Source organism: Streptomyces sp. CNZ301, from assembly GCF_004217425.1.
In genome coordinates, this window is the sequence record NZ_SHLG01000001.1 from 4,060,492 (window position 1) to 4,081,237 (window position 20,746).

Annotated in this window: 23 protein-coding genes and 1 tRNA gene; 13 read left to right on the plus strand and 11 right to left on the minus strand. The window is 71.3% G+C overall.

What is annotated here, in order from left to right; translation table 11 throughout:
• Window positions 1-108: 108 nt before the first annotated feature.
• The 3 genes from EV375_RS17535 to EV375_RS17545 all read left to right on the plus strand — a co-directional run bounded on the left by EV375_RS17535 (window position 109) and on the right by EV375_RS17545 (window position 3,065).
• Window positions 109-1,710, plus strand: coding sequence for a M28 family metallopeptidase (locus EV375_RS17535; protein WP_486588543.1), 1,602 nt, complete (start codon window positions 109-111; stop codon window positions 1,708-1,710).
• A gap of 284 nt (window positions 1,711-1,994) precedes the next feature.
• Window positions 1,995-2,291, plus strand: a complete 297-nt coding sequence (locus EV375_RS17540) for a type II toxin-antitoxin system VapB family antitoxin (RefSeq protein WP_031508611.1) — start codon at window positions 1,995-1,997, stop codon at window positions 2,289-2,291.
• 96 nt (window positions 2,292-2,387) lie between these two features.
• The gene (locus EV375_RS17545; RefSeq protein ID WP_130300261.1) at window positions 2,388-3,065 is read left to right on the plus strand and encodes a LytR C-terminal domain-containing protein; all 678 of its coding nucleotides are present in this window, start codon (window positions 2,388-2,390) and stop codon (window positions 3,063-3,065) included.
• A gap of 173 nt (window positions 3,066-3,238) precedes the next feature.
• On the opposite strand, the gene upp is transcribed toward EV375_RS17545, so the two are convergent.
• A complete protein-coding gene (upp, locus tag EV375_RS17550) occupies window positions 3,239-3,874 on the minus strand; it encodes a uracil phosphoribosyltransferase (RefSeq protein WP_130300262.1) in 636 nt (211 codons plus the stop codon).
• 92 nt (window positions 3,875-3,966) lie between these two features.
• Between upp and EV375_RS17555 the strand changes: the two genes are divergently transcribed.
• The 4 genes from EV375_RS17555 (at window position 3,967) to EV375_RS17570 (ending at window position 5,835) form a co-directional block, all read left to right on the plus strand.
• Window positions 3,967-4,257, plus strand: a complete 291-nt coding sequence (locus EV375_RS17555) for a hypothetical protein (RefSeq protein ID WP_486588544.1) — start codon at window positions 3,967-3,969, stop codon at window positions 4,255-4,257.
• 246 nt (window positions 4,258-4,503) lie between these two features.
• Window positions 4,504-5,049, plus strand: a complete 546-nt coding sequence (locus EV375_RS17560) for a tRNA adenosine deaminase-associated protein (RefSeq protein WP_130300263.1) — start codon at window positions 4,504-4,506, stop codon at window positions 5,047-5,049.
• Between the two features lie 34 nt (window positions 5,050-5,083).
• Window positions 5,084-5,581: a tRNA adenosine(34) deaminase TadA gene (tadA, locus tag EV375_RS17565; RefSeq protein ID WP_130300264.1), complete on the plus strand. Its 498-nt coding sequence runs from the start codon at window positions 5,084-5,086 to the stop codon at window positions 5,579-5,581.
• Between the two features lie 169 nt (window positions 5,582-5,750).
• Window positions 5,751-5,835, plus strand: a tRNA-Ser gene (locus tag EV375_RS17570).
• Window positions 5,836-5,931: 96 nt separating this feature from the next.
• Here the strand turns inward: EV375_RS17570 and EV375_RS17575 are convergent.
• Window positions 5,932-6,750 carry a SigB/SigF/SigG family RNA polymerase sigma factor gene (locus EV375_RS17575; protein WP_130300265.1) on the minus strand — a complete coding sequence of 273 codons (819 nt, stop codon included), beginning with the start codon at window positions 6,748-6,750 and terminating at the stop codon, window positions 5,932-5,934.
• A 506-nt stretch (window positions 6,751-7,256) separates the two neighbouring features.
• On the opposite strand from EV375_RS17575, the gene EV375_RS17580 reads away from it, so the two are divergent.
• Window positions 7,257-7,883, plus strand: coding sequence for a hemerythrin domain-containing protein (locus EV375_RS17580; protein ID WP_130300266.1), 627 nt, complete (start codon window positions 7,257-7,259; stop codon window positions 7,881-7,883).
• 225 nt (window positions 7,884-8,108) lie between these two features.
• Window positions 8,109-8,978 carry an MBL fold metallo-hydrolase gene (locus EV375_RS17585; protein ID WP_130300267.1) on the plus strand — a complete coding sequence of 290 codons (870 nt, stop codon included), beginning with the start codon at window positions 8,109-8,111 and terminating at the stop codon, window positions 8,976-8,978.
• A gap of 100 nt (window positions 8,979-9,078) precedes the next feature.
• Here EV375_RS17585 and EV375_RS17590 read toward each other — a convergent pair whose 3' ends face one another.
• The 8 genes from EV375_RS17590 to EV375_RS17625 all read right to left on the minus strand — a co-directional run bounded on the left by EV375_RS17590 (window position 9,079) and on the right by EV375_RS17625 (window position 15,721).
• Window positions 9,079-10,125 (minus strand): iron-containing redox enzyme family protein, encoded by a 1,047-nt coding sequence (locus EV375_RS17590; RefSeq protein ID WP_130300268.1) that lies wholly within the window; start codon window positions 10,123-10,125, stop codon window positions 9,079-9,081.
• Window positions 10,122-11,570 (minus strand): glutamate--cysteine ligase, encoded by a 1,449-nt coding sequence (locus EV375_RS17595; RefSeq protein WP_165434763.1) that lies wholly within the window; start codon window positions 11,568-11,570, stop codon window positions 10,122-10,124. Before EV375_RS17595 ends, EV375_RS17590 begins: the two co-directional genes overlap by 4 nt.
• Window positions 11,571-11,718: 148 nt before the next feature.
• A complete protein-coding gene (locus EV375_RS17600) occupies window positions 11,719-12,357 on the minus strand; it encodes a class I SAM-dependent methyltransferase (protein ID WP_486588545.1) in 639 nt (212 codons plus the stop codon).
• A gap of 400 nt (window positions 12,358-12,757) precedes the next feature.
• The gene (locus EV375_RS17605; protein WP_130300271.1) at window positions 12,758-13,147 is read right to left on the minus strand and encodes a TraR/DksA C4-type zinc finger protein; all 390 of its coding nucleotides are present in this window, start codon (window positions 13,145-13,147) and stop codon (window positions 12,758-12,760) included.
• A complete protein-coding gene (locus tag EV375_RS17610; RefSeq protein WP_486588546.1) occupies window positions 13,134-13,784 on the minus strand; it encodes a DUF6098 family protein in 651 nt (216 codons plus the stop codon). Before EV375_RS17610 ends, EV375_RS17605 begins: the two co-directional genes overlap by 14 nt.
• A 305-nt stretch (window positions 13,785-14,089) precedes the next feature.
• Window positions 14,090-14,371: a DUF6510 family protein gene (locus EV375_RS17615; protein ID WP_130300272.1), complete on the minus strand. Its 282-nt coding sequence runs from the start codon at window positions 14,369-14,371 to the stop codon at window positions 14,090-14,092.
• A 1-nt stretch (window position 14,372) separates the two neighbouring features.
• Window positions 14,373-15,152 carry a ferredoxin reductase gene (locus EV375_RS17620; RefSeq protein ID WP_130300273.1) on the minus strand — a complete coding sequence of 260 codons (780 nt, stop codon included), beginning with the start codon at window positions 15,150-15,152 and terminating at the stop codon, window positions 14,373-14,375.
• Window positions 15,122-15,721 (minus strand): sulfite oxidase-like oxidoreductase, encoded by a 600-nt coding sequence (locus EV375_RS17625; RefSeq protein ID WP_130300274.1) that lies wholly within the window; start codon window positions 15,719-15,721, stop codon window positions 15,122-15,124. The genes EV375_RS17620 and EV375_RS17625 overlap by 31 nt, the downstream gene beginning before the upstream one ends.
• A gap of 416 nt (window positions 15,722-16,137) precedes the next feature.
• On the opposite strand from EV375_RS17625, the gene EV375_RS17630 reads away from it, so the two are divergent.
• From EV375_RS17630 to EV375_RS17640, 4 genes are all read left to right on the plus strand, one after another.
• Window positions 16,138-16,728, plus strand: coding sequence for a hemerythrin domain-containing protein (locus tag EV375_RS17630; RefSeq protein ID WP_130300275.1), 591 nt, complete (start codon window positions 16,138-16,140; stop codon window positions 16,726-16,728).
• A gap of 311 nt (window positions 16,729-17,039) precedes the next feature.
• On the plus strand, window positions 17,040-17,204 hold the full coding sequence (locus tag EV375_RS29185; RefSeq protein WP_165434764.1) for a hypothetical protein: 165 nt from the start codon (window positions 17,040-17,042) through the stop codon (window positions 17,202-17,204).
• 399 nt (window positions 17,205-17,603) lie between these two features.
• Complete coding sequence (locus EV375_RS17635; RefSeq protein WP_130300276.1) at window positions 17,604-18,395, plus strand: RNA polymerase sigma factor SigF; 792 nt, start codon at window positions 17,604-17,606, stop codon at window positions 18,393-18,395.
• Window positions 18,396-18,593: 198 nt separating this feature from the next.
• On the plus strand, window positions 18,594-19,487 hold the full coding sequence (locus EV375_RS17640) for an RNA polymerase sigma factor SigF (RefSeq protein WP_130300277.1): 894 nt from the start codon (window positions 18,594-18,596) through the stop codon (window positions 19,485-19,487).
• 277 nt (window positions 19,488-19,764) lie between these two features.
• Here the strand turns inward: EV375_RS17640 and EV375_RS17645 are convergent, their stop codons facing one another.
• Window positions 19,765-19,989 carry a hypothetical protein gene (locus EV375_RS17645; protein WP_055484565.1) on the minus strand — a complete coding sequence of 75 codons (225 nt, stop codon included), beginning with the start codon at window positions 19,987-19,989 and terminating at the stop codon, window positions 19,765-19,767.
• Window positions 19,990-20,746 lie beyond the last annotated feature (757 nt).

Here is a 20,746-nt window from a genome sequence, read left to right on the forward strand (position 1 = left end):
TAGCTTTCGGTACGACACGTCCGCAACCCGGACATGGCGCACATCGGACCGGACGCCTCGGGCCGGGGTGTGCCGCCTGCCGCCGTACGCACCGGAAGGACCCCGACTGTGCACGTACCGCCTCGAACAGCCGGTTCGCCCGCGAGACCCCTCTCCGGGCCGGGCCGACGACTCGGACGCCGCTCCCTCGCCGCACTGGCCGCCACCGCCCTGGCCACGCCGCTGCTGCTGACCGCCGCCGCCTCACCCGCGGCGGCGGACCCGTCCGCGGCGGACGCGGCCGCCTTCGCCGCCGACGGGTCCGCCGCCGCGAAGGCCGCCGCGTCCAAGGAGGGCGACCGCCTGGCGAAGAAGCTCGTCCGCCGGACGGGCGCCAAGGGCGCAATGAAGCACCTCAAGGCCCTCCAGGCCATCGCACGCCACAGCGACGGACACCGCGCCGCCGGTTCGAAGGGGCATGAACTCTCCGCGAAGTACGCCGGCACGCTGCTCAAGGCCGCCGGCTACGAAGTCACCTACCAGAGCCTGGACTTCATCTACCGCGAGACCCTCGCGGAGAAGATGACGGTCACCTCGCCCGACGAGCGCGACGTGCCGGTCAAGCTGATGACGTACACCAAGAGCACCCCCGAGGGCGGCACGGAGGCCGCCGTGGTCCCGGCCCCCGAGGACGAGGACGGGAGCTCGGGCTGCACGGCGGACGACTACGCCTCCGGCGACTTCGACGGCAGGATCGCACTGATCCAGCGCGGCGGCTGCACCTTCGCGGAGAAGCAGAAGGCGGCCGCCGGAGCGGGCGCGGTCGCGGCGGTCATCTACAACAACACCGACGGCGAACTGAACGGCACCCTCGGAGACCCGGCCGAAGGCGTCATCCCGACCGGCGGCATCAGCAAGGAGGACGGCGAGGCGCTCGCCGCCGAGGCCGGCTCGGGCGAGGTCACGGCGAACGTCGAACTGCGTGAGTTCCAGGAGAAGCGCAGCACCCCCAACGTCATCGCGGAGACCCCGGGCGGCGACGAGAACCACGTGGCGATGTTCGGCGCGCACCTCGACTCGGTGAGCGAGGGTCCCGGCATCAACGACAACGCCTCGGGCTCGGCCGGGATCCTGGAGACCGCCCTCCAGTTCGCCGCCGCCGGGGGAACCAGGACCGGAGGCGGTCACGGCCACGAAGGCAACAAGGTGCGGTTCGCGCTGTGGACGGCTGAGGAGGTCGGCCTCCAGGGCGCCGAGCACTACGTCTCCGAACTCTCCGACGCCGAACGCGACAAGATCGCCCTCTACCTGAACTTCGACATGATCGCCTCTCCGAACTACGGCCTGTTCGTCTACGACGGCGACGACTCCGACGGCGAGGGCAGCGGCCCCGGCCCTGAGGGCTCCGGCCAACTGGAGAGCGACATCGTCGACTTCATCGAGTCGCGGGGCGAGGAGGCAAGGGGCGCCGACTTCGACGGCCGCTCCGACTACGGCCCCTTCATCGAGGCGGGCATCGCGGCGGGCGGCTCGAAGACCGGTGCCGAGGGCATCAAGTCCGCGGAGGAGCAGGAACTGTGGGGCGGCGAGGCCGGCGCCGCGTACGACGGCTGCTACCACCAGAAGTGCGACGACCTCGACAACATCGACAAGAAGGCCTTCGACCTGAACATCAAGGTGATCGCCAACGCCGTCGGCCACTACTCACGGGACGTCGGCGACCTGCCCTGACGGAGCTGACACAGAAGCACGGGCGCACCGGGGCCCTTCCCCGGCGCGCCCGTGCACTTCGCGGCCTCCGCCGCCCCGTGCCCGCCCGTGCGATACCTCGTAACCCTTCGCGCGGCGCGGGCACCGGGCGCGTGCGCCCCGCACTGCTCCGGCGCCGCCGCCCGTTCCCGCCCCCGGCAGGCCTCGCGTCACCCCGTACCGGCGCAGCCCACGGCCCCGCCACGTGCACCTGTAAGAACCAGAGGAAGCTGCGCCCGGAGCGGATGGGCCGGTAGGCTTTCCGTGTGATCTTCAAGCGAATCGGAAACGGGCGGCCGTACCCCGACCACGGCCGGGAAAGCACCCGCCAGTGGGCGGACGTCGCCCCACGACCGGTGCGCCTCGACCAGCTCGTCACCACGAAGGGGCAACTCGACCTCGAGACCCTGCTGGCGGAGGATTCGACGTTCTACGGGGATCTCTTCGCGCACGTCGTGAAGTGGAACGGCGATCTCTACCTGGAGGACGGGCTGCACCGCGCGGTCCGCGCCGCCCTGCAACAGCGACAAGTGCTCCACGCCCGCGTGTTGGAACTTGACTGAAACGCGCACCCCCGTCGCTAGCCCTTTCAGGGCCATCACGTCACAACCATTGATCATCTAGTAGGCATCGCCTTCGTCCCGCACTACTCTGCGCCCATGAGCATGCTGACTCCCCCCGGCATGGGCGGAAAGTACCGCATCACGGGAAATCGCTACCCCCGGATGCGCCGCCCCCGAAACCGTCGCAGGATCGTGCTCGCCTCACTCACCTCCGTCTGCGTCCTCTCACTCGGCGGGTGGGGAACGCTTCAACTCATCGACATCTTCTCGGGCGGCGCCTCCGCGAACGCCGCAGGCAGCAGCGGCAAGGGCAAGGAAGGCGCGAACTGCGCCCCCGAAACGAAGGCGGACGGGCAGAGCCCCGAGATCGACGGCAAGAAGGCCGAACTCCCCCAGCCCGGCTCGATCGAGGTCAACGTACTCAACGCCACGGACCGCAGCGGTCTCGCCAAGTCCATCGCCGACGAACTGAAGAAGCGCGGCTTCAAGATCGGCGAGGTGAAGAACGCGCCGGCCGAGTTCGACAAGAAGGTCGAGAACACCGGAATCCTGATGGGGGCCCAGGGGGAGGACGGCGACGCCCGTCTGAAGGTGCTGGGCACCCAGTTCAAGGAGGACCCCGACACCCGGTTCGACGACCGCAAGGGCGAAGCCGTCGACTTCATCATCGGCAAGAAGTACGAAAAGCTCGTCAAGGAGAAGGAAGCCGATGCCGCGCTGACGGCTCTGTACGACCCGAAGCCGTCGCCTTCCCGCAGCCACTGCAAGGACTGACGCCGCGGCCGTCGCACCGGCGGCCCGTCGGCGGAGCCGTCGCCTCGGCGGCCGGCCGGCGGCGGGAGGTGAAGCGTCCGGACGCAGAGCCGAGCCGGGAGGCCGGGCCTCCGGCCGACGCCCGGCCGGGGAACCGAAGCCGCCCCGAGCCTTGCGCGCAGGTCCCGGCAGCGTCAGCCGGCGGTTCCGTACATCCGGTCACCCGCGTCGCCGAGTCCCGGAACGATGTAGCCGTTCTCGTTGAGACGTTCGTCGATCGAGGCCGTCACGACGGTCACGGGAGTCCCCGACAGCTCGCGCTCCATGAGACGGACGCCCTCGGGCGCGGCCAGCAGGCAGATCGCCGTCACGTCGTCGGCGCCGCGCCGGATCAGCTCGTCTATCGCGGCGACGAGCGTCCCGCCGGTCGCCAGCATCGGGTCGAGCACGTACACCTGCCGTCCCGAGAGGTCGTCCGGCATCCGGTTGGCGTAGGTGGACGCCTGAAGGGTCTCCTCGTCGCGGATCATGCCGAGGAAGCCGACCTCGGCGGTCGGCAGCAGCCGCACCATGCCGTCGAGCATCCCCAGACCGGCCCGAAGGATCGGCACGACGAGGGGCCGCGGGTGCGACAGGCGCACACCGGTGGTGGCGGTGACGGGGGTGGTGAGGTCGACCGTCTCGGTGCGCACGTCCCTCGTCGCCTCGTACGCGAGGAGCGTGACCAACTCGTCGGCGAGGCGCCGGAACGTCGGTGAGTCGGTGCGCTCGTCGCGCAGCGTGGAGAGCTTGTGTGCCACCAGCGGGTGGTCGACGGCGTGGATCCGCATGCGCCCGACACTAGCGGAGGCATGAGTACGGCTCGCACTGGCGTACCCCCGTGCGACGGGGGAAAGTGGTCAGGTATGCCGGAGGTGTACAGATGTCCGACTCGCAGAATCCAGGTGGTACCAGCAACTCCCGCCCGACCGGTGACCCCGGGAACGCCCGCGCCCGGAGGGTGAGCGTGGTCCGCAACACGGCCAAGTCCCGCGGCAGCGACGCCGCCGAGGATCCGCCGGCCAAGGAGCCGGACGCGGAGCGGCTGCGCCGCCGGGCCCGCTTCCTGCGCGAACGGAACGAGGCGAAAGAGCTGCGCGACCGCGTGCAGCCGCGCCGCAGCCGCACCGCACGCATGCGCCAGGCAATGCGGATGCGCACGTTCCGTTGGTAGAGCGATGATGTGCAGACCGTGAAACCCCACGGGTACAGACGCGACCAAATCGCAACACCTGGTCCGGAATCGGTCACGCAGGGTTCTCATCACACGGTCCGCACAAGAGATCTGCGCAAACACCCGCACGACGCACTGTCGAAGACCCTTCGCACAGCCGCGGTTTCTGCCACGATGCCGATTGGGGCGGGGCGAAGTCCTCGTCAGCAGCCATCGGGCACCTCAGAAACCAGTGGGAGAGTCACGGTGTATTTCGCCGCACTGCTCGCGCGCACCGAAGACGGGTGGGAAGCGAGCGACACGGAGCTCGACGATGTGGAGACCCTGGCCGACCTGGCCGACCTGGCCCGGGAGGCCGCAACCGACGACGAGCCTGTGCTGGTCTGCATCGAGCAGGAAGGTGCATGGTTCGGAGTCGTAAGAATCGAGGGCGAGGACGACCCGCGCGTCTTCGTCTCCAACGCGGCCGCTGCCATGCGCAGCTCGTACGGCGAGATCCTCCTCTCGGACGAGCTCCTCGGCCGCGAGCCGGAAAACCCCGACGCGCTGGACCAGCTCGTGGACCTGGACGGCACCGAGGACGGTGAACCGGAGACCAAGGACACGGCCGACGGCGACGAGAGCGACCCGGAGGCGTCGGAAGGGACCCCCATCGGTCCGCTGGGCGACACCGGCCTGCTCGCCGACCTCGGAATGGAGGACAAGGCCCTGCTCTCCCTCGCTCCCGAGGACGCACTGAGCGAGATCGCGGACGTGCTGGGCTGCACCGACGTACTGGAGGCAGTGCGGTAGCCCCGGCCTCGCGGGGCGGTAGGAAACTGGCTGCATGACCGACCCCTCTTCCGTGCCCGACCCCGTCCGCGACCGCTGGCGGGAGCCGATGCGCCGCGCCCTCGACGAGGCCGAACGGGCACGGGAGAGCGGCGACGTACCGGTGGGAGCGGTCGTACTCGGCCCCGGCGGCGACGTGATCGGAAGCGGTCACAACGCACGCGAGGCCTGGGGCGACCCCACGGCCCACGCGGAGATCGTCGCGATCCGCGCCGCGGCGGCCACCCTGCACGGCGAATGGCGGCTGGAGGGCTGCACCCTCCTCGTCACGCTGGAGCCGTGCACGATGTGCGCGGGCGCGGCCGTGCTCTCGCGCCTGGAGCGAGTCGTCTACGGCGCGGTGGACCCCAAGGCCGGCGCGGCCGGCTCACTGTGGGACGTCGTACGCGATCGCCGGCTCAATCACCGGCCGGAGGTGATCCACGGCGTGCTGGCCGACGAATGCGCGGCACTGCTCAAGGACTTCTTCCGCGGCTCCCCCGGCCCCTGTTGAGGGCCCGCTGCCCGGCGACCCGGACGGCAAGGCTCTCGGTACCGATCTCGGCACGGATCTCAGCACGGATCTCAGCACGGAAGTCGGCACGGAAGTCGGCATCGACCCCCCGCGCTCCTGTCCCGAACGGATTTCGGCACACGGCCACCATTGGGCTAGAGTGCGTCTCGGTAGCGTGTCCGAGCGGCCGAAGGAGCTCGCCTCGAAAGCGAGTGAGGGGCAACCCTCCGTGGGTTCAAATCCCACCGCTACCGCAGGTCAGAAGGGCCGGATCCCGGTTGGGGTCCGGCCCTTCTGCGTGGGCGCCCGGTTGATGGGCACCCTTCCGTCCCGCGGTTCCCCGCAGGGAGTCAGGCTGCGGCGAGTTCCCGTTCGCGCCGGGGTTCGAGGTCGGCGTCGACCTCCTCACGGAGCCGGCGGCAGGTGCGGCTGAGCAGCCGGGAGACGTGCATCTGTGAGACGCCGAGCTGGTCGGCGATCTTCGTCTGCGTCATGTCGCAGAAGAAGCGCATGTACAGGATGCGGCGCTCCCGTTCGGGCAGCCGCTTCAGCCGTGGCTTGACCGCCTCACGGAAGACGACGCGGTCGAAGCCGGGCTCGGCGCGGCCGAGGGCGTCGGCGAGGGTGTATCCGTCGTCGGAGCCCGGCAGTTCGGCGTCCAGGGAAAGGGTGGAGTAGCTCTCCAGCGCCTCCAGCCCGACCAGTACGTCCTCCTCGGACATGCGGGCGTGCTCGGCGATCTGCGCGACGGTGGGGCTGCGGTCGCCCATCTCCAGGCTCAGCTCGCGGCGGCTCGTACGGACGCGGTTGCGCAACTCCTGTACCCGGCGCGGCACATGCAGCCCCCACGTGTGATCACGGAAGTGACGCTTGAGTTCGCCGACGATGGTGGGGATCGCGAAGCTCTCGAAGGCGCACCCGCGAGCGGGGTCGTAGCGGTCGACGGCCTTGACCAGACCCAGCGAGGCGACCTGTTGCAAGTCCTCCAGTGTCTCACCGCGGTTGCGGAACCGCTGCGCGAGCCGCTCCGCCATCGGCATCCATGCCTCGACCACCTGCTGCTTGAGCCTTACCTTCTCCGGCCCTTCGGGGAGCGCCACGATGCGGCTGAAGTCCGCGGTGGTGTCAGGAGCGTCATGGTGGGGGTGACGGGCTCGCCGAGTGCGCATCTCTACAGGTGACATCGTCCTTGTGTCCTCTTCCCTCCGGTGTACTGCGTCCGAGCGGACACCGCGGGAGAAGGACACGAGCGGGCCGGACCGCTTCACGGTCCGGGACGGGACAGAGTCCCGCTCCCGCGGATGTGCCTTCTTGCCGAAGCACTGCTGGCCGCCGTGTGCCCGGGTCCGTCACCGGCAAACGTCAGCGATTCGAATTCGCGTTGCCGGAACATCTCCCCCTGGTCGGGCGGGTGTTGGGCCCTTGCCTCGTCCTGCACGGTCCTGGACGGGCACTCCACGAGTGCTACGGCGACGACCGGTTCCGCGACTGCCTCCAAGGGCTGGAACCGGCGGTGCGGGGCGGGGATTCGGCCAGATCGCGGTCCGCCGCGCGCGATCGGTTTCCGCTGAGTCGGGTGAGTCACTCGAAGGTTCTCAACCGGCCTGTCGAGGACGGGTGTTGTGCGGTCCCGAAACAGGCCAACAGGCCAACAGGACGAACCAAGGGGGTACTCGTGAGCGACGCGGCCCAGGAACGCGCGGAAGCGGCGCTGCTTCCGGAGGACGACATCATCGGGATTCTGCTGAGCCAGCATGCCCGGATCCGGGACCTGTTCACCGAGGTGCACAGGGCGCAGGGCGAGGCGAAGAAGGCGAAGTTCGACGAGCTGCGGGCGCTGCTGGCCGTCCACGAGACGGCCGAGGAGATGATCCTGCGCCCGGTCGCCGAGATGGAGGCCGGCGAGAAGGAGGCGGACGCCCGCAACGAGGAGGAGGCGGAAGCGAACAGGGTTCTGGCCGAGCTGGAGCGGGTGGACATCGCGGGCCCTCAGTTCGAGTCGAAGCTGGGCGAGTTGGAGAAGTCCGTCGGCGAACACGCCGATCGCGAGGAGCACGAGGAGTTCCCGCCCCTCCGCGCCCGGTGTTCGGCCGAGCAGTTGCGGAGCATGGGCAGGAGGCTGCTGACGGCGGAGAAGGCCGCCCCGACGCACCCGCACCCGGCAGCGGCGGGTTCTCCCGTCGCCCAGTGGACCGTCGGCCCGTTCGCCTCGCTGCTGGACCGGGCCAGGGACGCGCTCTCGTCGCCGGCCGAGGGCCTGATGGGTACGGGCCCGGCCGCGCTCGGCCGGCAGGACCGCTGACCGGCCCACGGGGAACGGCGTGGTCCGGGCCCGGCCCATGAGGAACGCCGTGGGCCGGGCCCGCGAAATCCGTCCCGCGATTGCGCGGGCCCGGGGCCCCGCGCACGCCTGATGCCGGTCTCCCGTGGTACCCGGAGGCTCTCCTGCGGCGCCGAGTCGTGGAGGCAGTCCACCGGCCAGGAGCGGTCCGGGCCGGCGTCCGCGGGCCGGACGAAGGAGGGTGTCATGACAGTGCCCGTGCCGCACGGCGCGGCGGAGATCCACTTCGTGGGCAACGCGACCCTGCTGCTGCGCTACGGACCCTTCACCCTGCTGACCGACCCGAACTTCCTGCACCGCGGGCAGTTCGCCCACCTCGGGTACGGGCTGGTCTCACGGCGCGTGAAGGAACCGGTCGCCCCGGCCGGCGGCATCCCGGCCCGTCCGGATGCCGTCGTCCTCTCCCACCTGCACGGCGACCACTGGGACCGGGTGGCGAGGCGGCGCCTGGACCGCGGCGTCCCCGTCGTCACCACTCCCCACGCCTCACGACGCCTCCAGGGGCTGCACGGCTTCCACCGTGCGGTCGGCCTGGACCAGTGGCAGGGCCACGACCTGCTCAAGGACGGGGCGCTGGTCCGCATCACCGCGGTGCCCGGCATCCACGCGGGAAGTGCTGCGCTGCGGCGGCTGCTTCCGCCCGTCATGGGAAGCATCCTCGAATTCGGCTCCCCCGACGGGGAGATCGGCTTGCGCGTCTACGTGTCGGGGGACACCCTCCCCTTCGACGGACTGCGCGAGATCAGCGAGCGCTACCCCGACATCCACCTCGCCGTCGTCCATCTCGGCGGTACGCAGCTGCCCGGCGGCTTCGTCGTCACCATGGACGGACGGCAGGGCGGCGAACTGCTCGACCTGCTCGACCCCGCTCTGGCCATGCCCGTGCACTACGACGACTACACCGTGATGAAGTCGCCGCTCTCCTCGTTCCTCCGAGAGGCCGACAGGCGGGGGTTCGGCCGCCGGCTGCTGCACTGCCCCCGCGGATCGCATGTCACGGTCGGGCCGGGAGCGCGCGTCGTGGAGGCGGCCGGGAGCGAGCGGTACGCACGCTGAGGTTCCGGGGCCGGTCCGGACGGTTCCCGGGGCGGGTCCGTCCAGCCGGGAGGCCCCGCCCACATGTGTCCTCGGCGGACAGGGGCCTCCCTCACGTCGTTCACCCGTCCAAGGGGCGCAGCAGCGAGGTGGTGTTCCGGTCCCAGGCGGTGTCGAGGTGACGGGCCAGCCGGTCCTCGAGGAGGCCGGTGGCCTGGATGCCCAGGACGACGTCCGGCGCGAGTTCGGGCTCGTCGTCGAGGAGACCGCCGATCACGTCCCGGCGCATCACCTGCTCGTGTACCGCGTCGGCCTCTATGTGCTCGCTGTAGAAGTGGACGCAGGCGGGGTCGGCCCGCATCCTCTCCAGGGCCTGGACCATGCGCCGCGAACTCGGCGCCGTGGTGGTCTCCGCCGCTGCGAAGTGGCCGACGAGGGCGCCCCGCAGCCCGCGGTGCAGACCGAACATCGACATCATGTTGACGATCGCGATCGCCGGCGCCGGAACGTCGTCGAGGTGGTGCAGATAGCCCGGTTCGAGTCCTGCGGCCCTGAGGAGATCGACGAAGAGCTGGGCGTGCACCTGCTCCGCACGCCCGGCGCCGAACTCGTCGTACTCGACGGCGACCAGCGAGGCCTTGGCCCGTCCGTGCAGCCGGGGGATCACCAGGGCGTGGGGGTCGGCTTCCTTGTGGTGGTAGACGGACCGGTGGACGAAGTACTCCCGCATCTGCCACCACTCACCGCGCTCGGCGAGGCGGCGCGAGGTTCCGGTCCCGCCCACGGGTTCGACCAGCAGATCGTCGAGCTCGCGCGGGACGTCGTCCCCTCCGGCGGCGTCCGTGCGCAGCCCGTCCATGAACTCCTGCTCCAACCGGGCGCGCAGCCGCAGCAGTTCGGGGTCCCACTCCCATGCGGTCGCGACGCCGCGCAGTCCTCGGTAGTGCAGCTCGTAGCAGAGGTGCAGGGCGAGGTGCAGATCTTCGCTGTAGGGGCCCACCCCGGCGACCGCCGGCCACTCCTCGGGGTGCGCGGAGCCGGGTGTGCGGCGCAGCGCATCGAGTACGGCCGCGGAGAGCGGGCCCCGCGGCCCGGGCAGGGCTGCGGGCCCGTGCAGTCGGGCGGGCACGTGCAGTCGGGCGGGCTCGGGGACGGCGCATGCGGTCATGAAGTCCTCCGGGTCGTCGCGGAAGTGTCCGGCGACCGGGTCTGTGCGCGGTGCGACCGGACGGCTTCGGGCGGCCGTACGGTCTGCCCGGCGAGATGTCCGAGGACGGCGTCCGTGCCTTCGGCCGTGGCGGCGTGGGCCCGCTGCCGCTGTGCTCCGGTTCCCTGGTTCGCCAGGAGGCGCAACTGATGCCGTACGTACGGCAGGTCGCCGCGCTCCTCCAGGGCCGGGGTCACGTGGCCCAGGAGCTCGTCGACGAGAGCGAGCGCCGGCATCCTGCGTTCCCGCTGCGGATGGACACCGGGGCCGTCGAGTCCGTGGCGGGCCGCCGACCAGACGGCTGCCGCCGCGACCTGGTCCGGCACGTTCACCGCCGTCCTCCCCCGGGCCAGGTCCGTCAGCGCGGTGTGCACCAGCGCGCGCGAGAGCGCGGCCTGCAGGGCGGCCTCGTCCACGGTGGTGGCGGCGTCCGCGACGCGGAACTCCACCGTCGGAAAGGCGGGCGAGGGGCGGGCCAGCCAGAAGCTCTGCCTTCCGTCGGCGAGGGTGCCGCACTCGACGAGCTGCTCGACCTGCTTGCGGCAGGCCGCCGCGGACGGGAAGTACGGCGGCACGCCCGAGCCGGGAAAGCGCGACTGAAGCACCATGCGCCAGCTCGCGTAGCCGGTGTCCCGCCCGGCGTGGAACGGGGAGTTGGCCGACAGGGCGAGCAGGGACGGAAGCCATGGGCGCAGGTGGTTGACCACCGCCACGGCCGTCTCCTCGTCGGGGACGCCCACGTGCACATGGCACCCGCACGCCTCGTAGTCGTTGAGAAGTCCGCCGTACAGGCGCCCGATCTGCTCGTAGCGCTCTCCGGTCGTGAGGGTCGCCCGGTCGCTCTCGTGCACGGGAGTCCCTGCGGAGACGAGCCTTCGGCCGGTACGGCGCGCAGCGTCGGCCAGGAGCCGTCTGCCCGCGCTCAGCTGTTCCGCCAACGCGGGAAGGCCCTCGCAGACGCCGGACGTCAACTCGACCTGGCCGGCGAGCAGTTCGGGCTTGATCCGCGCGCCGTCCGGCAGTGCGGGCCCGTTGCCCGCTTCGGCGATGACTTCGGCGCCGGCGGGCACCGAGCGGCCGGTCACCTCGTCGACGATGAGGAACTCCTCCTCCACACCGATCGTGAGAGCACCCGGCGCGGGAAGGGTCTTCGCGGACGGCGACGGGTTCGCGGGCCGACCGGGGGTGGAACGGTCGCGCTCCCCGCCGGCGTCGCCGTCGCGTGCGGCGCCCTGCCGCTGGTGGGGGCGGCGGCGGTGACTGGTGTCGCACCAGGGGTAGTTGCGGCTGCGCCGGCAGGCGCACAGCGCCACGAGGAAACGGTCCGAGACAGCCGTCCGGCCCTGGCCGAGGTCCACCTCGACGGGCCCCTCGACCAGGACCGGACCGCCCTGGTCGATCACCACGCGCCGCGGCTTCTGCCCGCTGCGGGGAGCGGGCTCGGACTCGGGTCCGGGTTCGGACTGGGGTCCGGGCCCCGGTTCGGACTCGGGTCCGGGCCCGGGACGAGGTTCCGGACGATCTGCCGGATGAGGTGCCGGTGCATGCACGGGATCAGGCTCCGGGTGAGACGAGATCGGCACGTATGACCACCAGTTCCTCTTCTCGCTGACCGGGAGCTGTCAGCCCCCGGTGCTCCAGCCACGGCGCACGCCGGCGCAGGACCGGACCGAACGGCTGGCATCTGCGGGAGACGACGGACGCCTTCAGCCCGGCTTCATGGAGCAGTCCGACCGTCCGTCCGGTGTCGCAGATGTCCGAATGAACCATCAGCAGCACACCGCCCTCGGCCAGCAGGCCGGGCGCAGCGCGGCACAGGCGGTCGATGCAGTCCCGGCCGTCGTCACCGGCGTCCCAGGCACGGTCCTTGCGTTTACCGGGCGGTGCCGTGGAGGCGGTGGGGACGTAGGGCGGATTGGCCGTCACCACGTCGAAACGCCCCTCGGTCCGCTCGAGGAAGTCACCGCGGTGGACGGTGAGGGGAAGCCGACGGATCCGGGCGTTCCACCGGGCGGTCAGCGTCGCGCGGAGCGAAAGGTCCACGGCGTGCACCTCGGACGCACCGAGCCGGACGCCACCGAAGGCCACCACGCCGGTGCCCGTGCACACGTCCAGCATGCGCGCCCCCGGCGGGACGGGAGCATGCTGGAGCGCTTCCAGCAACAGTTCGGAATCGCCCTGCGGGGCGTACACCCCTGGCGGTCTCGGCAACCACACGGCGACCGTGTTTCTCGAACGCCCCGCCCCAAACAGCTCACCCCCGGCGTCCTGGCAGCCCGGAGTGCGCTGAGCAGCGGAAACGGCGCCCCGGTGATACCGGCACCACGGTGGGTGGGGCAACCTGCGCCGAGTGCCGCCGGGCGGCCGCACACGTGCGGTAGCTATCCGGCGTGACAACGCGCGGCGGGCACCCCGGCCCCCGAGCGGCGCGGCACCGGCGTGCCCCGCCGGTCCGGTCCCCCGCTGCGGTCCGGACGCCGGCGCCCGCGGGAGAGCACGCCGCGCGAGCACGTCCACGCCCGTCCGGGAGAGTCCCGGGGTCCCCACTCACGGGCGAGGACCCGAGGATCCGAGGACCCGGTGAACCCGGTGGTCACCCCTCCGGCCGGCCGCCCTCCTCGCTGACGGACTTGCAGGCGACACAGAGTTCTGCCGTCGGGATCGCCGCAAGACGCTCTCTTCCCACAGGGTGTGAGCAGTGCGCGCACACGCCGAAAGAACCATCCGCCAGGCGCGCGAGTGCGCGTTCCGCGCGCACGAGTTGTTGCCGCGCCCGCTCCACCTGCGTTTGGAGCCGGTCCTCGGAGCCCCTCGTGGCGGCGGCGTCCGCGACGTCCAGCTCACAGTCGACGTGAAGGTGCGACCCGGAAGCCTCGCAAGCCGCGATCTCGGCCCGCAGCTCCCGTGCCTGCCGGGTCAGCCTGGCGGTGAGAACCTCCCGCTCGTCGGGCCCTGGCAGCTCACTGCACTCACGGTCCTTCACCGGCGCGCCCCTCGGTCCCTCGGCTGTCCCCTCGGCTGTTCCCTCGGCTGTTCCCTCGGCTGTTCCCTCGGCTGTTCCCTCGGCTGTCCCCTTGCCGCTCTCGTTCCGATGTTCCGGGCGCGGCACCGGGCGGCGCTGTGCCGCTCAGGGTGTTCCCCGGCGCCGTCCGCGGCGGGGAGGCTCCCTCGGAGAAGGCGGACGGCCTTCGCATGGGTCCCCAGCGCCCCTGCTGACGGGCGACCTCGGCCTCGGCGTCGGTGATCACGCTGCCCGCGATCCACGCGACGGGGCGAATGCGCCGCACGAGGGGTTCGTTGTCGGGCCCGCGCCCTGCCTCGTCGCCCACCAGCACCCATGGGCTGATGCCCGGGCCCTTGTCCTGGCGCAGATGGCTGTAGTCGTACAACCGTCGCGCCACCCACAGCGCCGTCGGCCGGTCTCCCCACCAGGGTTCCGGCCACAACGGGTTCGCGGACAGCCCGGGAAGCTCCGTCCCGGTGAGCTCGTCCCTGCTCCCGGAGCTGAGCAGACGGTCCGCGTACGGGCCCCGGGACCAGCGGACGTAGACCGGATCGCCACGTTCGACGAGCTGGACCAGCTGGTCCAGCGAGGTGTAGGTGGGCAGCTCGTCACGCACCCGGCCCGACTACCCCGCCCCGTCCCTCGCAGTCCGATCCCCGTCCTCGCGGGCCGCGGCGACGAGCCGGCGCCGACGGACCGTGCCCCGCGGTCGCGGTCGCGGCCGCGACCGCGCCGGTCCGGCTCAGGGGCGGGGTCTGGGAACGGTTCCCCACGGGACGGCCCGCCGCGTGACGCAACCGGCTCGACGGCGGCGGTGCGGCCGGCCCGATCAGGGCCCGAGGATCGGTGGCCGGTGGCCGAGCATGCTCCGCCGGTGGCCGGTTACCGAGGCGTCGTCGTCGTGCCACGTCACCGGTCCGTTCAGGACGGCAGAGGGATGCGCAGAACCGTGGTGCCGCGCAGGTCGAGCCACGCGTCGTCCGGGGAGCGCATCATGCGGAACACGACGTGGCCGCAGTGGGGGCACCGTCCGACCAGTCCGGGTGCCCGGCTGTAGACGCGCAGCCGGGCCACCGGCTCGGTGGCGCCGCAGTTCGCGCAGCGGCCGAGCGCGCCGGTCATGTCGACGGCGAAGATCTCGGAGAGCGGGCCGGCCAGCGCGTTGCCGTCCTGGTGTTCGTCGCCGTCGGGTTGCTGGTTCATGTCAGCCTCCACTGGGGCCGAATCGTTCGGTGCGGATGCGGTCGGGGTCGTGACCCAGGTCGAGGAGCAGATCCGCCGCGGCCTCGACGAACCCGGTGGGGCCGCAGACGTAGCACATCGGCGACGTCTCCGGCGGCCACGCGAAGGCGCTGATGTCCTCCCTGCCGATCCGGCCGGGCCGGCGTGCCCGTCCGTCCGGAGAGGTCCGTGTGTAGAGGAACTCCGTCTCCAGGCCGGGGTCGCCGCGCGCCAGTTCGGACATGAAGTACCGGTCGTCCGGCCCGCGGACGGAGTGCAGCAGGCGGAACGGCGCCGGGTCGGCGGCCGCACGCCTGGCCCGGATCATGGACATGAGCGGCACGACGCCGGAGCCGCCGCCCAGCAGCAGGACGGACCCGGCCTGCCCGGGGGACCACACGAACCAGCCCCCGACCGGTCCGCGCAGTTCCATCGGGTCACCGACCGCGAGCTGGTCGACCAGGTACGGGGAGACTTCGCCGTCGGCGACCCGCTGCACGGTGATCTCGACATGGCGCCCGCCGGGTGCCGAGGCCAGCGAGTAGCTTCGCTGGGCGCTGTAGCCGTCCTCCGCGGTCAGCCGCACGTCGACGTGCTGTCCGGCGAGGTGACCGGGCCAGTCCGGCACGTCCAGCACCAGCGTGCTCGCCGTCCCGTTCTCCGCCCTACGCTCCAGGAGCGTGGCGACCCGCCAGCGCAGGCGGGTGCCCACGTCCTGTCCCGGGCCCCGTCCTAGTCGCCCTGGTACCGCTGCTCGCGCCATGGGTCTCCGTAGTCGTGGTAGCCGAGGCTCTCCCAGAAACCGGGCTCGTCCTGCGTGAGCAGGCGGATGCCGTCCACCCACTTCGCCGACTTCCAGAAGTACAGGTGGGGGACCAGCAGCCGGGCGGGACCGCCGTGCTCCGGCGGGATGTCGTCGCCCTCGTAGCCGTAGGCGATCCAGGCCCGGCCGTCCAGCAGGTCCTCCAGCGGCAGATCGGCCGTGTAGCCGCCGTAGGAGGTGACCATGGCGAAGTCCGCGGCGGTCTCCACGTCCGCCAGCAGCACGTCCAGGGAGGCGCCCTGCCAAGTCGTGCCGAACTTCGACCACTTCGTCACGCAGTGCAGGTCCACCGTGGGGTTCTCGGCGGGCAGCGCGGTCAGTTCGGCCCAGTTCCAGGAGTGCCGGTCGCCTGTCTCCGTGGTCACGGTGAACTCCCAGTCCTCCTTTGCGATCCGCGGCGTCGGCCCGGCCGAGAGCACGGGAAAGTCGTGCGTCTCGTACTGTCCCGGCGGCAGCCGTCGCGACGACTCGCGCGCCCGGCCCCGGAAACCGGGGGAAACGACGCCCATGCGGACTCCTCCTTCCGTCCCCGGCGAAGCGGGACGCGGCACCGTCGGCGACGGCGTGCTCATCACCGGCGGGGACGAATGATCGAGCTCCCAGGAACGTACGATCCGGCGATCAGTGCCGCGACCGGAGGAGCCGTTCGGCGCAGCCCGGACGAGCGGCCCGGCTCGGCGGGCACGCACGGCGGCGGCGACCCGGCGACCGGCACCCGGGCGGGCGGCGGCGGCGACCGGCGACCGGCACCCGGGCGGGCGGCGGCCTGCCCCGGCCTCCGGCCCCCGGCCCCCGGCCCCCGGCGGTGTTTGCGCGGGCGGGGCGAGGTGACCCGAAACGCGAGCGAGACGATTGCCGCCGCGCGGCACTCCGGCACGGCACGGAACGACGGCGCGAAGCCGGCGGCGGACGGAGGGTGGTCCCCGTGAGCAACGCAGCACTTGAACGCGCAGAGGCGGCGAAGCTCCCGCAGGACGACATCATCGGCATCCTGTTGACCCAACACGCCCGAATCCGGGAGCTGTTGGCAGAGGTGCACGTGACGCTGGGCGACGCGAAGCGAACGAAGTTCGGTGAACTCAGGGCCCTGTTGGCCGTGCACGAGGCGGCCGAGGAGATGATCCTGCGGCCCGTCGCGCGGAGAACCGCGGGGGAGGACGAAGCGGCGGCCCGCAACGCGGAGGAGAGGGAGGCCGAGCGGATCCTCGCCGGGCTGGAGCAGATGAACCCGGGACGTTCCCAATTCGAGGCGAAGCTCACGGAGTTCGAGAAGGCCTTCCGCGATCACGCGGACAGTGAGGAGCTGGAGGAGTTCCCCGCAGTACGCGACGGCTGCTCGCAGGATCAGCGGCAGAAGATGGGCAGGAGGCTGCTGAGGGCGGAGAGGACCGCGCCCACGCATCCGCATCCCGCCACGGCGGGAGCGGCGGCGGCGCAGTGGGCGGCCGCCCCCTTCGAGTCGCTCGTGGACCGGGCCAGGGACGCGCTGAGCGGCAGCCGGCCCCGCCGTCGCTGACACGGGGCGCGCCGGGCCGGCCGCCCCGCCCGGCGGCTCCCCCGCGGGAGGCCAGTGGAGCACCAGACGTGACGCGGGCGGCCGCGGAGACGCACACGGCGCGGAGCCCGTCGGCGCACGTCTCCGGCCCCCCTCGGACGGGCACGGCATGTGAACCCGGTGCAACGATCGGGGAACGACGCGTGCAGCTCTGGTCAAAGAGCCCTGATTACGGCCGCTTTGCCGCCGTACGTATGGATCGTGCCGCCCGCACCGGTGGTTAGACTCACCCGACTGCTAAGAGGGGGACGGGCAGCCCAGGGAGGAGCTGGATGGTGCAGGCGAAGAAGGTCGCGATCTACGTCCTCACCGTGTTCGCTCTGTATACGATCATCACCTCCCCCGCAAGGGCCGCGGATCTCGTCCAGATCGGCTTCGAGGGGATATCCAGCGCCGCTCAGGGAGTGGGCAACTTCATGACCGAGGTGATCAGGTAGCGCCCTGAGGGCGCAACCGCTCCCGTTTCACCGCAGCCCCCAGGTCCCGCAGCCACAGCGGCCCCCCACGGACGGGCATGCCGCCGGCGCAGTGCAGGTGCCCCGCGGGCACGGGCACGCCTGGACGTGCCGACGGCTTTCGGCATTCGGCCCTCGCCCGTCACCGATGCGAGCGCCCATCTCCCCGCGCTCCCGCAGGGCCGGGCGCCGCGCGCCCCCGCGCGCCGTACGCGCATCCGCGCTCGGCAGTCCGTACAGGCACCGGTGAAATTGCTCAACTCCGCACCAACACGGCAATTTACGGTGCTTGCGCACGTTGCACATGTCTTGTGATGCTATGACCGCTTTTGGCCGATGCGTGGATCAAAACAGACCCGGACCCGAAGAGGTGGTGGCTGAGTGGCGGCGACCCAGACCCGCGAGAGTCGCAGCGCGGAGGCCCGGGCGCTGACCCAGGAGCTCTTCGAGCAGCTGGCCGACCAGAAACCCGGCACCGCCGGACACGAACGAGTGCGCACCGCACTCATCGAGGCCAATCTTCCCCTGGTGCGCTACGTCGCGGCACGCTTCCGCAGCCGCAACGAGCCCATGGAGGACGTCGTCCAGGTCGGCACCATCGGACTCATCAACGCCATCGACCGCTTCGACGCCGACCGCGGCGTGCAGTTCCCGACGTTCGCCATGCCGACGATCATCGGGGAGATCCGGCGGTACTTCCGCGACAACGTCCGCACGGTGCACGTGCCGAGACGCCTGCACGAGATGTGGGTGCAGGTCAGCAGCGCCACGGAGGACCTGACCACGGCGATGGGACGCTCGCCCACCACCGCCGAGATCGCGGAGCGCCTGAAGCTCACCGAGGAGGAGGTGCTCGCCTGCATCGAGGCCGGACGCTCCTACCGCGCAACGTCGTTGGAGGCGGCGCAGGAACGTGAGGACGGCCTGCCGGGCCTGCTCGACCGCCTCGGCTACGAGGACCCGGAACTGGACGGTGTCGAACACCGCGACCTCGTACGGCACCTGCTCGTCCAGCTGCCGGAGCGCGAACAGCGCATCCTGCTCCTGCGCTACTACCGGAACCTGACGCAGTCACAGATCAGCGCCGAGTTGGGTGTGTCCCAAATGCACGTGTCGCGACTTCTGTCACGCAGCTTCGCCCGGCTCCGGGCCGCAAATCGAATCGAGGCATAACCGAGCAGAATGAGGCAAGTTGGCGACCCAACTTCCTCAGCTGTGCAGTTTTATCGACATGGGGCTACGTCGCGTTGCCTACTTGTGACATTCTGCAAGAGCTGCGTTTGACGCGACGGCGCTTCCGGTATGCAGGGGGAGGTGCCTCCCTCACACGAGGGCGCCGCTGCGAACCGTCCGCGACCTCAAGGGGGTGGCATGTCCGTAGAACTGGGCAGCTCGAAGGTGCTCACCGAGAACACGACCGACGACGTCGACGCCTTGGGAGCCCCCGAGGCCCCCGCAGACCACGATGCCATCGACACGCGCACCCTCTCGCGCTCGCTCTTCCTGCGGCTCGCCACGCTCTCGAAGGCTTCCCCTGAGCCAGGCGGCTCGGGAGATGCCCCCAGCCTCGAGCGCACGTACGTGCGCGACACGCTCATCGAGCTCAACCTCCCCCTGGTGAGGTATGCCGCGGCGCGCTTCCGCAGCCGCAACGAGCCCATGGAGGACATCGTCCAGGTCGGCACGATCGGCCTGATCAAGGCGATCGACCGCTTCGACGCCGAGCGGGGCGTGGAGTTCCCGACGTTCGCCATGCCGACGGTGGTCGGCGAGATCAAGCGCTTCTTCCGCGACACATCCTGGTCGGTGCGGGTCCCGCGGCGGCTTCAGGAGCTGCGCCTGGCGCTCACGAAGGCGAGCGACGAGCTGTCGCAGACGCTGGACCGCTCCCCGACCGTCCCCGAACTCGCCCACGCCCTCGGGGTGTCGGAGGAGGACGTCGTCGACGGGCTGGCCGTCGGAAACGCCTACACCGCCTCCTCCCTGGACTCCCCCGCACTGGAGGAGGACGGCGGCGAGGGCTCGCTCGCGGACCGGCTCGGCTACGAGGACAGCGCGCTGGAGGGCGTGGAGTACCGCGAGTCGCTCAAGCCGCTGCTCGCCAAACTCCCCCCGCGCGAGCGGCAGATCATCATGCTGCGCTTCTTCGCCAACATGACGCAGTCACAGATCGGCGAGGAGGTCGGCATCTCGCAGATGCACGTCTCGCGGCTGCTGACGCGCACGCTGGCGCAGCTGCGTGAGGGGCTGATCGCGGAGGAGTGAGCGCCGGCGTGTGCGCTCCGCCCGTACGCGCCGGTGACGTACGGGCCTCCCTTCGTGCCACTCGCCGGGTGGAAGGGCCCGGCGTGCGGCACGTCCCGACGACACCGGCCGGCACCGGGTGCGTTCCAGGACGGGTGCCCGGGGCCGGGCCCGCTCCGCACGCGATTGCGGCGCAGGCATGGCGTGGCCGGCGCAAGCATGGCGTGGCCACGGCGCGACTGCGCGAGTACGAAAGGAACGCGCACAAGGGACGCGGGTACGGAAGGAACGGGCTCCGTCAGGCCACGGCCAGGTAGACCGCGGCCGCGACAACCGCGATACCGGCGACGACAGCGAGGACGATGCCCATCCGGGGGCCGGAGGAGGACATCTCCGGTGCGCCGTGTCGCTGTGCGCCCGCGCCGCCGCTCTCCTCGTCGACGAACGCGCGGAACATCTGTGTGCTGCCGGCCGCGTCCTGGGACGGGTCCGGGCCTTGCGGTGCATGCGGGTTGTGAGCCATGGGGCAGGACGATAGCGAACGTCCTGAGGGCGGGGACAGCCCCGGCCCGGCGGTCAGGACCGGAGCCGGGCCGCGGAAACCACGGCTCTTTGCTGATTCTTTGCCTCCGCTTGCGTCCTGATCATTTGCGTACGGCAACTGCCGCAAATTATAGTTGCCCAAAGCAACGAATTGTCGACGACGATGTCCGTACGGGCCGCACCAGCGGATATGAGGGACCGGCCCGGAAACCGGACCGGCGCCGGCTTCGTCCGGCGGAAGCCCGTGCGGGGCCGCCGGACGTCCGACCGGCCGTCCCCGCCGCGGTGTTGACGCATCTTCACACCGGACGAGATGCGTATGGGTCGTCTCGCGGAGCCGATGGCGGTAGACATGTCTGTCACCAGTCGCCACGTCGCACACGGTGGAGCGTGGGTGGAGCGAGCGCGCCCGGCCCGCGGGGACGGACGCGCCCGGCTGCCGCGCCTCACCGAGCGGGGCGCCCGACAACTGGACACGCTCTCCGAGGCCACGACCGGGACCCTGGAGGGCTTCTTCACGACCGGACCGAGGACACCGGGGAGGACATCGCACGCTGAAGGAGATGCCGGGACGCCCGCGGGGAGGCTTCGAAGACCGCCGAGCCCCGGTCGCGACGGGGCGGCACCCGCCGGGCCGGCCGGCCCGGACGACGGAGCCCGGGGACGGCGCGACCGGCCCGGCCCGTACAGCCACCGACCGCAGCGAGCAGAGCGACGGCATCGACCGCAGCTGTCGC